Source organism: Pseudomonas sp. WS 5059 (assembly GCF_012985525.1).
In the GTDB taxonomy this organism is placed as follows: domain Bacteria; phylum Pseudomonadota; class Gammaproteobacteria; order Pseudomonadales; family Pseudomonadaceae; genus Aquipseudomonas.
The window spans coordinates 517186-530625 of sequence record NZ_JAAQWO010000001.1; the positions used below are offsets into that span (position 1 = coordinate 517186).

The window sequence follows — 13440 nt, forward strand, 5'->3', positions numbered from 1 at the left end:
GCTGGGCCTCCTTTTCCCGGAGCCGCATCATGACCGACTTGCCCCCATTGCCGGCAACGCCCAGCATCCATCGCCCGTTATTGATCAGCGCCACGCCGCAATGGTTGATCGATAGCACAACCTCACGCCGCATGGCCCTCAAGCACAACCACAGCCCGCTGCCGCCAGCCTATTGGCATGCGACACCCGAGCAGCGCGAGCTATTGCACGACTGTTTTATCGCAAGTTTTACCGCCCAGACGGCTCTGGACCAAAGCCTGTCTGCCTTGCAGGACATCGACACGTTTGCCAGGCCGCTGCTGCTCCAGGCGCTCAAGGAGCAGTACGACGTTACCTTGGCCCCCCACGTCGCCACTTGGCTGAGCCTGCGAAAGGCCCTGCACATCACCGATCTGAACCTTGAAGCGCGAACCTACGACTTTTTGCAGCTGGAGCTGCTGCAGGCAGCGCTGCACAACTTCGAAGAGTCCGAGTCCGCAGAGGGGGCCTTTCATTCATCGTCGGGTTTTCGCTGGCAGGTGTCATCGCCTGGCGCCGCCGTCGCCCCGTTGCTGCCGGTCCGATTGGGGAGCCTCACGGTCTATCAGTTCATAGGGCTGTGCCGCCGCCTGGATCTGGGCGGGCAGTACCAGGCCTATCTCGCGGACTTTTTTTCCACCCACGAAACCACCCTGCGCCAACAATTCATTGCCAGCCAAAAGGCCGCGATGCGGGCGGCGGCCGAGTTGGCCCTGTTGCACGAGGACATTACCCAAGACGATTACCGCATGGTGCTATCGGTGATCGCCGGCGAACGCGCGCCGCAGATGGGGGGGCAACCGGTATGGCTCTGCGACCTGGGCTTGATGAAGTTGCGCATGACCGGTTGCGTGCTGTTTCTGGCCTTCGATGATGAGCATGTCGATTCGCCAATCCTGTATATCCCTCAGGACCCATACCAGCCTCTTAAGCGCTATAGCGATCATGCGCAACTGCTGGCGACCTTGAAGCAACGCTTCAGTACGCCGGGCTCAGCCTCGACCCGTGTGGAGCGCCCCACGGCCTATCAGGCTTTTTTCAGTCAGTTCGTCGATTATGCCGAGCGCCCGCATTACTTCAGTCAGTTCACCGAGGATGCGCCAGACGCCACCCTGCGCGAGAAAATCGGCACGAACTTCCCCGGCATCGGCCAGTTCTATGAACTGCTCAGCCAGGTAACCCCGTTCAAACTGAAGAATTTTCCGCCCTTGCCCCTGGCCCCGCAGGTGCCCAACCCGGACCCCTATTTGGCGCCCGTGGCGCTGGCTTTCAAAAACCAGGTATTTGGTAGCGACAAAGTCGACCTGTGGACCTACCTGTATGAGCGGCACCAGGACAAGTGCCTCGCCGATGCCGCCGGCCATGCCGTGCCCACCGCAGATGTCGACGCCGGGGGGCGAACGCGCAAACTGGCCATGCTGCTCAACATCGGGATGTTCGGCTTGAGTGCGCTGGTGGGGTTTGTGCCAGTGCTAGGGGAGCTGATGATGGCCGTGATGGCTGAGCAGTTGTTGAAAGAGGTGTTCGAGGCTTCGCAGCAGTGGGCCGAGGGCGATCGCAGGGCGGCCAGGGCGCACTTGATCGACCTGGCGCAAAACCTTGCGTTGCTTGGCGTGACTGCGGTGGGCGGCAAGGCCCTGAGCGCGTTGAGGCATGAGCCGGTTATCGAAGGCCTGGTCCCGGTGAAGCTACCGGATGGCCGGGTCCGCTTATGGAAGCCCGACCTGGGCGCGTACCCAAGTGAAGCCGCCCTGGCGCCCGGCAGTCAGGCCAATGCCCTGGGGCAGTACGAGGTCGATGGCAAACTCCATGTGCAGATCGATAACGTGCTCTACGAAAAGACCTTTGACCCGCAGCTCAAGCAATGGCGGATAAAACACCCGCGCGATCCGCTGGCGTACCAGCCGCTCCTCGAACACAACAGGGCCGGGGCGTGGCGGCATAGCCATGAGCGCCCCCTGACCTGGGACCGCCTGACCCTGCTGCGGCGATTGGGGCCGATTACCGAGGGTTTCACGGATGAAACCTTGAGGGTGGTTGGCAACGTCAGCGGTGTGCACGACGATCTGCTGCGCAAAGTTCATCTGGACGGTTTGCCGGTGCCCGCCGTGCTGGCCGATACCCTGGAGCGGTTCAGGGCCGACCAGGACGTTGGCGAGTTGATCGAGCGCCTGCGCCGCGGTACCGGCCTGCAGGACCGCCATGAGTATGCGTTGCCCCTCACCGTGGAAATGCCCGGCTGGCCTCCCGGGCGGGTGCTGGAGGTATTTGAGGCCGTCGCCATCGTTGAGCGCAGCCAGCCGGTATCGACCAGGCTGGGCGAGGAGCAGGCCTGGCGCCTGTTGGGCACGCCACAGCGTGGTGACCCACTTGGGGTGCCCGTGACTGATGAGTGGGACGGCGCGCGCCTGGAGCCGACAGGGCGCTCGGTTTGCTATGGCAGCCCGTTGTCGTTGGATGATAGTCGTCCGACCCTGAAAATCAGCCGCGCCGATGTGCAGCAAGGCAGGCTCGCCCAGGTGGTTATGAGCGGCCTTGACGAGCAGGAAATCACCGCTTTGCTGGGCAGCGGCAAGCCCAGGGAACAAGCCTTCAATGAGCGCCTGGCGGACTATGCCCTGCAACGGCAGACGGCGCTGTTCGACGCCCGGCTACAGGGCAATGGCGCGCCCATGAGCGACGGCAGGCCACTGCAGCGACGGTTTCCCGCGCTGTCCAGGCGTGCTCTCGACGAGTTGCTCAACCGCGCCAGTCCACAGGAATTCAGGCGCCTGCAAGACAGTGGGCATGTCAGCGCGCGGCTCGACCACCAGGCCCGTATCAGTTTGCAGCAGGCGCGCTTGAGCCGGGCGCTCAGCGGCCTGCACCGTGACCGGCTGGCCAATGCCGACAGCGACCGACTCGCCTTGCAGGGCCTCGCGCGCCTGCCCGGATGGCCCCCAGGTGTGCGCCTTGAGATGCGTTTGGAGGGCATTCACGGCCCTTTGCTGGACAGCATTGGCCCGGAGCACGCTGTTGTGCGCCGATACCTGGTCAGCAGCGGCGAGGGCTTCCAGGCCTTTGATGCAGGCGGCCGCGCACTCAATAGCGCGCCTGCCCATGGACGCAATCTTTTCCAGTCGATCATCGACGCGTTGCCCGATGAGGCGTGCAGGTCGTTGGGGTTGACCGGCCAGGCCGCAGATTTGCAGCAGGTGCTGGCGACCTATGCCAGTGGGCAGCGCGAGCTCATCGCCCGGGACATCCTCAAGCTGCGCACGCCGCGCTCTAGGCCTGCCTGGCGCCTGTCGAGCGGGCGCCTGGGGTATGAACTGTCGGGAAGGGGCGGGCTGTTCGCCATGGATGACGCGTTGATCGCCCATGCCCGTAGCGTGTATCCGAATATCAGCGAGTCCCAGGCTCAGGCGCTGATAGCTGCGCGCCGACGCGACGGCGAGAGCAATGCGCAAATCTGGCGGTTGTTTGCCAACCGCCAGCGCGAATTGACGGCCTTGCGCGCGACCCTTGAGCAGTGGGCGGGGGCATATGAGAGTCGCCAGCGCACGGTTGACGACCTCATCGATTGCTGGCGCCAGGGCTTTGATCGGGACAGTCCGGCCGATAGCACCCTGAGTCTACGAGGGGAGCAGGCGCTGCCCGAGTGGCACGCCGACTTTTCCCATGTCCGCACCCTGAACCTCACCGGGAGCAGATTTCTTGCCCAGGAATCCAGCCGCTTACTGCGGCCGTTTCCCAACGTGCGGCATTTGCAACTGGATGTGCGTCCCGAGCACCTCGACGCGCTGACAGAGCATTTGGCGAGTGCTCCCGGCATCACCCAACTGTCGCTTAGCGGCCCGTCGCTCACTTATTCAGCACAAGTGCTGCGCCCGCTTGAACGCATGCCTGAACTGCGCCAGTTATCCCTGGCCGGCAACCTGCAAACCCTGGATGTCCGCGGGTTGAGCGCGTTGCGCCGTTTAACCGTGTCCGGGCTCTTGGAAACCTGGCCGCAAGGCTGTCTGGAACTTGAGCACCTGGAGTTTCTGGATGTGGCCCAGACTCCGTTGCGCTCCTTGCCTGCGCCACTGTTTACCGGGCATCAACGCTTGTGGCGCGGCCTGCATATGAACTGGTCGGCCTTTGAGCCTGAGGAGTTCATGCGGGTATATGCGTACCTGCATGACAACCCGGCCCATCTGGTCGAAGAGCTGCGGCTGGTCCAGGCCTACTGCGAAGGCGCCCTGGGCAGCCTGCAGTCCGGTGGCCCGGGTTTTGCCGAGCGTGTCTTGGCCAGTTTCAAAACGCGCGGGCTGACTTCTCGCCAGCGTCTGGAGAGCGTCAACAGTGTGCGCGAAGAACACCGCCAGTTGGTCGATGACCTTGAGCAATGGTCTGATCGCGATTCAAACATTGGCAGGGTTGAGGTCGAGCGGCAGGTGGCGTCGCAAAAACTCCTTGATTGCTGGCTCGAAGGCCTGGAGCCGCGCATTGTTGGCGAGGGCCAGCCACCTGCTGGTGCCGCGATGCTGGACCTGTCAGGCGCCAACCTGATTGATTTGCCTAAGTTGCCCGCCGTGGGGTTTACCCATGTGCGCAGCCTGAACCTGAGTGACATAGGCGTGTCGCTGGAAGGCATCAATACCTGGCTTGGCCACTTCCCCCAACTCGACAGCCTGGGCTTGGCCCGCAACAATCTGACCGATCTGCCCTCGGCGCTGGGCCAATGCCCTTCATTGCGCGATCTGGACCTGTCCCATAACTGGCTGGTCATTACGGCCCCGATCCAGGCGGGGTTGAACCGGTTGACCGGCCTGGTATCGCTGCGACTGCCCTACAACCCCATCAGCCGCCTGGACGTGAGTGCGCTGCGCGAACTGCGCAGCCTCGACCTTAGCCATAGCGCGCTCAGCGAGTGGCCCGAGGGTGTGCTTGCACTGCCGTTGCGCAGCCTGGACTTGAGCCACAGCGCCGTGACCTCGATCCCCGAGGCGGCGCTGCAAGGGCATGACTTCCTGCTGTCCAATACCGACTTGCGCGGCTGTCGCTTGAGTGCGACGGCCCGCGCAGAAGCCCGGGTGTTTGCGCGACGCTACGCCCGCGAGAATCCGGCCGCCCCGCAGGAAAGCCCCCTGGGCATCCCCCGCGAACTTCTGGCCCAGGGTATGACCGGGGGCGAGCCGGAGTATTTTTCCGAGGATGCGTTGCGCCGCCCCGATTTGCTGGCTGCGCTGCCGCCCACAACCGCCGAGCTGCTGCCCGCGGCGCGCCTGCAACGCCTGGACCCGGCACTGGACGCCACGCAAGCAGCGGCATATATCGAAGAGTTACGCGCCGACGGCCTGGAAACGATGCAGATCCACGAGCGCCTGGCGCAATGGGAAGCGCAGTATGCGCAATGGGTGCCGCTGCTCAATGAATGGATTGATGTGCATGGGTACCTGGACGGCGGCTGGATCAGCGCGTTGGACCGGCGGCGTGCAGCGGATCGGCTGCTGGAGAGCTGGCGCTACAGCCTGCGCGCCGGGTCTGTGGGGCCGGGAGTGAATGGGGTGGGGCGCCTGGATCTTTCCGGGCTGGCTATCGGCGATTTGCCGACGTTGCCTCAATATTTCGCCCACGTCAGCGAGCTGAGCATGAACCGCGTGCGACTCACGGCCGAGGGCTCCAACGGCTTCCTGCGCGCCTTCAGCCATGTGCGCAGCTTGACGCTCAGCAACAATGGCTTGCGCGCGTTGCCCGAGGCACTCAGTGAGTTCCGCGCTCTGCGTCGGCTGGACCTGGGCCGCAATGAACTGCAGAACGCGGCGCAGTTGCAGGCCAATCTGGCGCAGATGCCCGAGCTCGAATGGCTGGACCTGGGTGACAATATTTTCAGTGAGCTGGACGTAAGCGGCCTGCTGCGGCTCGACAGCCTGTACCTGCAACGCAACTTGCTGGACGACTGGCCGATGACAGTGCTCGAGTTGCCACGCCTGCGCACCCTGGACCTGAGTGACAACTGGATCGAGACCCTGCCGGATGAGGCGTTCGAGCCGCAACGTAATCTGTTGATGGCGGGGACCAACCTCTTGGGCAACCGCCTGGACCAGCCAAGCTGTGAACGCTTGCAGGAGTATCTGGCCCAGACCGGCAACGGCCTGGGGTTTTCCACCGAGCAGCTTGAAGTCATGCTTCTGGAGTATTGGGAGCGCGACGAACAAGGGGCTTTTGACTCACCTGACTACTCGCTGAACCACCCGGATATCGAAACGGCCCCGGTGCAAAAGGCCCAATGGTTTACTGACGTGCCAGCACACTCGTCAAAACACCGGATCTGGGACGAACTCAGGGCCCAGGAAGGCAGCGTCGATTTTTTCTTCACCCTCTCGCAACTGCGCAATACCGAGGACTTCCTGGAGGCGCGTGCCGAACTGACACAGCGCGTGTGGAAGGTACTGGAAGCCATCAGCCAAAACCCGGCCATGCGCCGCGACCTGTTTGCCCGGGCGACGGCGATGATGCCGGACGTCACCTGCGGCGATGGGCGGATCCTGATGTTCAATGCCCTGGAAACCCGGGTCCTGGAGTTTGATGCGCTAAAAATCGCCGAGCGTGGGCAGGACGGTGCCACGCTGCTGAAATTCGCCCGTAGCATGCTCCGCCTGGAGGCCGTGGAAGGCATCGCCAAGGCTACTGTCGAGAGCCGTCCGGATATCGACCCGGCAGAGGTCCGCCTGGCGTTGCGCATTGGGCTGGCGGCGCGCCTGGAACTGCCCCGGCAACCCGCCGGCATGCTGTACAGCGAATTGTCGCAGGTGACGCCGGCCGACCTGGATCGAGCCTATGGGACGATTGTGCAAGGCGAAAGCGCAGTGGGCTATGAAGAAAGGCTGGTGGGCCTTGAGTATTGGCGCAACTATCTGAAGAAAAAATACGCCACGAACTTCGCAGCCCTGGCCCGGGAGCTGGAGCACAAGACCGACGCGCTGGATGCGCGCTACCCTGACAATGGTGCGGATTACCTGCGCGACTATGCCGTGCTGGGCACCTGGATCAAGGAGCAGCGCGCGGCGCTGGCGATCCGCCTTACCCAGCAGGAGCGCGCAGCACTCAACCTATAAGCACAGCCGCATGCCGCTCTACTGTAGGCGCGAACTTGCTCGTGAAAAACCCAAGGGCGCCGCGTCGCCCTTGTCAGTTCGCTTCTATAAAAAGCCGGTCAGTTGTCGTAACCCAGGTTCGGTGCGAGCCAGCGCTCGGTCACGGCCAGGTCCTGGTCTTTACGGGCGGTGTAGCTCGTCACCTGGTCCTTGTCGATCTTGCCCACGGCAAAGTACTGCGCCTGCGGGTGGGCGAAGTACCAGCCGCTGACCGCCGCCGCCGGGAACATCGCGTAGTGCTCGGTGAGGAACACGCCGCTGCGGCCCGCGTGCATCTCGCGAGCCTGGGGGTCGAGCAGTTGGAACAACTGGGCCTTCTCGGTGTGATCCGGGCACGCCGGGTAGCCGGGGGCAGGGCGGATACCGCTGTACTGCTCCTTGATCAGCGCCTCGTTGTCCAGCTCTTCATCCTTGGCATAGCCCCAGTAGTCTTTACGCACTTGCTGGTGCAGCCATTCGGCGCAGGCCTCGGCCAGGCGGTCGGCCAGGGCCTTGACCATGATCGAGTTGTAGTCGTCGCCCGCATCCTGGTAGGCCTTGGCCACTTCCTCGGCGCCGATGCCGGCGGTGGTGATAAAGCCACCGATGTAGTCGGTCACGCCGCTGTCCTTGGGCGCCACAAAGTCGGCCAGGGAGAAGTTCGGCTTGCCGTCAGTCTTGATGATCTGCTGGCGCAGGTGATGCAGCTTGGCAATCGGCTGGCCATCGTCGCCGTACAGCTCCAGGTCATCCTCCTGCACCTGGTTGGTCGGCCAGAAGCCGAACACCGCGCGGGCGCTGATGAGTTGTTCGTCGATCAGCTTCTTGAGCATTTCCTGGGCGTCGGCGTACAGCGCGGTGGCGGCTTCACCCACCACCTCATCGGTGAGGATGCGCGGGAACTTGCCGGCCAGGTCCCAGGAAATAAAGAACGGCGTCCAGTCGATGTATTCGGCCAGCACCTTGAGGTCGATATTGTCCAGCACCTTGGCCCCGGTAAACTTAGGCTTGACCGGGGTGTAGGTGCTCCAGTCGAACTGTGGCTTCTTGGCGATGGCCGCCGCGTAGCTCAGGCGTTCGGTGCGGGCGCTGCGGTTGGAGGTGCGCTCGCGCACGTCGATGTATTCCAGGCGGGTCTTCTCGACAAACCCGGCCTTCAGCTCCTTGGACAGCAACTGCGTGGCCACGCCCACCGCACGTGAGGCGTCGGTCACGTAGATCACCGCGTCATTGCTGTACTTGGGCTCGATTTTCACCGCCGTGTGGGCCTTGGAGGTGGTAGCGCCACCGATCATCAGCGGCAGGTGGAAGTCCTGGCGCTGCATCTCGCGGGCCACGTGCACCATTTCATCCAGGGACGGGGTGATCAGCCCGGACAGGCCGATAATGTCGCACTTCTGCTCCTTGGCCACCTGCAGGATCTTCTCGGCGGGCACCATCACGCCCAGGTCGACGATGTCGTAGCCGTTGCATCCGAGCACCACGCCGACAATGTTCTTGCCGATATCGTGTACGTCGCCCTTGACCGTCGCCATGAGGATCTTGCCCTTGGCTTCCGGCTTGTCGCCTTTTTCCAGTTCGATAAACGGGATCAAGTGCGCCACGGCCTGCTTCATCACCCGTGCTGACTTCACCACCTGGGGCAGGAACATTTTACCGGCGCCAAACAGGTCGCCGACGATGTTCATGCCGGACATCAGCGGGCCTTCGATCACCTCGATCGGGCGCGCGAACGATTGCCGGGATTCTTCGGTGTCTTCGACGATATGGGTGGTAATGCCCTTGACCAGCGCATGTTCCAGGCGCTTGTTGACTTCCCAGCCACGCCACTCCTCGGTCTCGGCTTCCTTGACGCTGCCGTCGCCCTTGTACTTGTCGGCGATGGCGAGGAGGGCGTCGGTGCCGTCCGGCGTGCGGTTGAGCACCACGTCTTCCACGGCGTCACGCAGCTCGGCCGGGATCTGGTCGTAGATCTCCAGTTGGCCGGCGTTGACGATGCCCATGGTCAGGCCGTTGCGGATCGCATACAGCAGGAACACCGAGTGGATCGCCTCGCGCACCGGGTTGTTGCCCCGGAACGAGAACGACACGTTGGACACACCACCGGAGGTCAGCGCATACGGCAGCTCGTCGCGGATGTAGGCACAGGCGTTGATAAAGTCGACGGCGTAGTTGTTGTGCTCTTCGATGCCGGTGGCCACGGCGAAGATGTTCGGGTCGAAGATGATGTCTTCGGGGGGGAAGCCCACTTCATTGACCAGAATGTCGTAGGAGCGCTTGCAGATCTCTTTCTTGCGCGCCTCGGTGTCGGCCTGGCCGGCTTCGTCGAACGCCATTACCACCACCGCCGCGCCGTAGCGCTTGCACAGCTTGGCGTGGTGGATGAACTGCTCGACGCCTTCCTTCATGCTGATGGAGTTGACGATGCCCTTGCCCTGGATGCACTTGAGGCCGGCTTCGATCACTTCCCACTTGGAGGAGTCGATCATGATCGGCACGCGGGAGATATCCGGCTCGCCGGCAATCAGATTGAGGAAGGTCACCATGGCCTTCTTCGAATCGAGCATGCCCTCGTCCATGTTGATGTCGATCACCTGGGCGCCGGCTTCCACTTGCTGCAGGGCGACTTCCAGGGCTTCGGTGTAGTTGTCCTCGCGGATCAGCCGGGCGAACTTGGCGGAACCGGTGATGTTCGTGCGTTCGCCGACGTTGACGAACAACGACTGGCGATCGATGGTGAACGGCTCCAGGCCCGACAGGCGGCAGGCCTTGGGAATGTCCGGGATCTGGCGCGGCGCGTAGCCGGCCACGGCCTTGGCGATGGCCTCGATATGCCCCGGCGTGGTGCCGCAGCAGCCGCCGACGATATTGAGGAAGCCGCTTTGGGCGAACTCTTCGATGACCTTGGCGGTTTGCGCTGGCAACTCGTCGTACTCGCCGAACTCGTTGGGCAGGCCGGCGTTGGGGTGCGCGGAAACGTAGGTGTTGGCCTTGTTCGACAGTTCTTCCAGGTATGGCCGCAACTCACTGGCACCCAGGGCACAGTTCAAACCCACGGAAATCGGCTTGGCGTGGCTGATGGAGTTCCAGAACGCTTCGGTGGTCTGGCCTGACAGGGTGCGCCCGGAGGCATCGGTGATGGTCCCGGAAATCATGATCGGCAACTCGACGCCGAGTTCTTCGTACACGCCCTGCACGGCGAAGATCGCGGCCTTGGCGTTGAGGGTGTCGAAGATGGTTTCGATGAGGATCATGTCCGCACCGCCTTCGATCAGGCCTTTGGTGGCTTCGGTGTAGTTCTCCACCAGTTCATCGAAGGTGACGTTGCGGTAGCCGGGGTTGTTCACGTCGGGCGACAGCGAGCAGGTGCGGCTGGTCGGGCCGAGTACGCCGGCGACGAAGCGCGGCTTGTCGGGGGTCTCGAGGGTCTTGGCGTCGGCGACCCGGCGGGCCAGGCGTGCGCCTTCCAGGTTCAACTCGTAGGCCAGGGCCTCCATGCCGTAGTCGGCCTGGGACACCTGGGTGGCGTTGAAGGTGTTGGTCTCGAGGATATCGGCACCGGCATCCAGGTACGCTTTCTCGATCCCGCCGATCACGTCCGGGCGGCTCAGGATCAACAGGTCATTGTTGCCCTTGACGTCGCTGGGCCAGTCGGCAAAGCGTTTGCCACGGTAATCCTCTTCCTCCAGCTTGTAGCTCTGGATCATCGTGCCCATACCGCCATCGAGGATCAGGATGCGTTCCTTGAGGGCTTGGTGGAGGGCTTGCAGGCGAGTGCTACGATCGGACATGGGACTACTCTAATCAGGCATTACGGAGGGCGTGGATCATAGCAAACCTGTGCGCTTTTAGAGCCTGCCTGGGTTTTGCATGAATATCGCTCATGTTGATAGCGGGCCGACATCGGTAGAATCGCGGCAATTTTTCAGCGCACGCATTGAATCGGGACCGGATACATGTCATTTCGCCTCATCACCAGCGCCGTCTTGGCACTGGTCGCCTGCCTAGCACAGGCCAACGGACCCGCCCCGGCGCTTTCCTATACCCGCGACATCCAACCGATCTTCACCGAGAAGTGCGTGGCCTGCCACGCCTGCTACGACTCCGCCTGCCAGCTCAACCTGGGCAGTGGCGAAGGGGCGGCACGCGGCGCGAGCAAAGTGCCGGTGTACGACGGCGAGCGCAGTCAGGCTGCGCAGCCGACCCGGCTGTTTTATGACGCCTTTGGCAAGGCCGCCTGGCAGCGCCAGGGGTTTGCCTCGGTACTGGATGCCCAGGGCAGCCAGGCGGCGCTGATGGCGCGCATGCTGGAACTGGGCCATAAAACCCCATTGGCGCCCAATGCCAAGCTGCCCGATGAGATTGTGCTGGGCCTCAACCGCCAAAACATGTGCCCGCTGCCGGGGGAGTACGACGCCTACGCCGGCGCGCACCCCAAGGAAGGCATGCCCCTGGCCGTCACCGGCCTGACCGACCAGCAATACCAGACCCTGCAACGCTGGCTGGCGTCCGGTGCGCCTATTGATGAGCAGGGCCTGGCGCCCAGTGCCCAGGAAGCCTTGCAGGTACAGCAATGGGAAAACCTGCTGAACCAGCCCGGCGCCCGGGAAAGCCTGGTGGCGCGTTGGTTATTCGAACACCTGTTCCTCGCCCATATCTATTTCGAGGGCGGTGAGCCGGGGCATTTTTTCCAGTGGGTACGCTCGCGTACGCCCAGCGGCCAGCCCATCGACCTGATCAACACCCGTCGCCCGAATGACGACCCCGGCACCCAGGTGTACTACCGCCTGTGGCCGGTGCAAGGGGTGATCGTGCACAAGACCCACATCACGTACCCGTTCAGTGCGGCGAAGATGGCGCGGATCAAGGCGCTGTTCTACAGCGGCGACTGGCAGGTCGTGGCGCTGCCCGGCTACGGCCCTGGCCGTCGGGCCAACCCGTTTGAAACGTTCGAGGCGATCCCGGCCAAGGCGCGCTACCAGTTCATGCTGGATAACGCCGAATACTTCGTGCGCACCTTCATTCGCGGGCCGGTGTGCCGTGGGCAGATTGCCACGGACGTGATCCGCGACAACTTCTGGACCCTGTTCCAGGACCCGGAACACGACCTGTACATCACCGATGCGCGTTATCGTGGCCAGGCCACGCCGTTGCTGGCGATGCCGGGGCAGAACGATGACGTGGGCAGTGTGTTGGGCCTATGGCTGGCCTATCGCGACAAACGCAATGAATACGAGGCCCTGCGTCGCGACAACTACGCCGACCTGCCGGCGCCAGGCTGGTCGAGCCTGTGGGAGGGCAATGACAACGCGTTGCTGAGCATCTTTCGCCATTTCGACAGCGCCTCGGTGACCAAGGGGTTGATTGGCGAAGTGCCGCAGACGCTGTGGTTGTTCGATTATCCGTTGCTGGAACGCACCTATTACCAGTTGGCGGTCAATTTCGACGTGTTTGGCAACGTCTCGCACCAGGCCCAGACCCGCCTGTATTTCGACCTGATCCGTAATGGCGCCGAACAGAACTTCCTGCGCCTGATGCCGGCGGACTCGCGCGATGGGTACCTCGATGACTGGTACCAGAACAGCGGCAAGGTCAAGCTGTGGCTGGACTATGAAGCCATCGACAACGACAAGCCCACCGGCCTGAAACTGGACCCGCAGGACCCCAAGCGCGACTTTGCCAACCAGTTGCTTGCCCGTTATGGCGATTTGAATGCCAGCCCGGATCCGATCAACCGTTGCATCAGCGCCTATTGCTCGCGTCCTGGTATCGACCCGCAACTGCGCGATGCCGAACAAACCCTCAGCCGCCTGACCTCCAGGCCGGCGGCCGGGCTCAAGGTGATCGAACAATTGCCGGAAGCCACTATGCTGCGCATCCAGACCCGCAGCGGCAAACGCGAGGTCTACAGCCTGCTGCGCAACCGTGCCCACAGTAACGTGGCGTTTATGCTGGGCGAGGCTTATCGCTATCAGCCGGGCCTGGATACCCTGACGATCTACCCGGGCGTGCTCAGCAGCTACCCCAACTTCATCTTCAATGTGCCGGCCGAGGATGTGCCTGAGTTCGTCGAGGACATGGAGCGGGCCAGGGACACCAAGCGTTTTGAACGGATTGTCGAGCGCTGGGGCATTCGCCGCAGCCACCCGCAGTTCTGGGAGTATTTCCACGATTTATCGCAGTACGTCCGTGAAACCACGCCGGTGGAAGAGGGTGTGCTGGATATGAATCGCTACGAGAACCTGTAAATGTGGATTTGCCTGACAAAAATACTAGGACTTTGTACCGTCGAGGCGATTGGCGTAAACTGCCAGCAAGCCTG

General features: G+C 62.8%; 3 protein-coding genes. 2 read left to right on the forward strand and 1 reads right to left on the reverse strand.

The annotated features are described in order from the left end of the window. Window positions 1-29: 29 nt before the first annotated feature. Window positions 30-7100, forward strand: a complete 7071-nt coding sequence (locus HBO12_RS02325; RefSeq protein WP_170041311.1) for an NEL-type E3 ubiquitin ligase domain-containing protein — start codon at window positions 30-32, stop codon at window positions 7098-7100. A gap of 98 nt (window positions 7101-7198) precedes the next feature. On the opposite strand, the gene metH is transcribed toward HBO12_RS02325, so the two are convergent. Further along, window positions 7199-10909: a methionine synthase gene (gene metH / locus HBO12_RS02330; protein ID WP_169953279.1), complete on the reverse strand. Its 3711-nt coding sequence runs from the start codon at window positions 10907-10909 to the stop codon at window positions 7199-7201. A 165-nt stretch (window positions 10910-11074) separates the two neighbouring features. On the opposite strand from metH, the gene HBO12_RS02335 reads away from it, so the two are divergent. Continuing rightward, window positions 11075-13366 carry a fatty acid cis/trans isomerase gene (locus tag HBO12_RS02335; RefSeq protein ID WP_170041312.1) on the forward strand — a complete coding sequence of 764 codons (2292 nt, stop codon included), beginning with the start codon at window positions 11075-11077 and terminating at the stop codon, window positions 13364-13366. The last annotated feature ends 74 nt before the right edge of the window (window positions 13367-13440 follow it).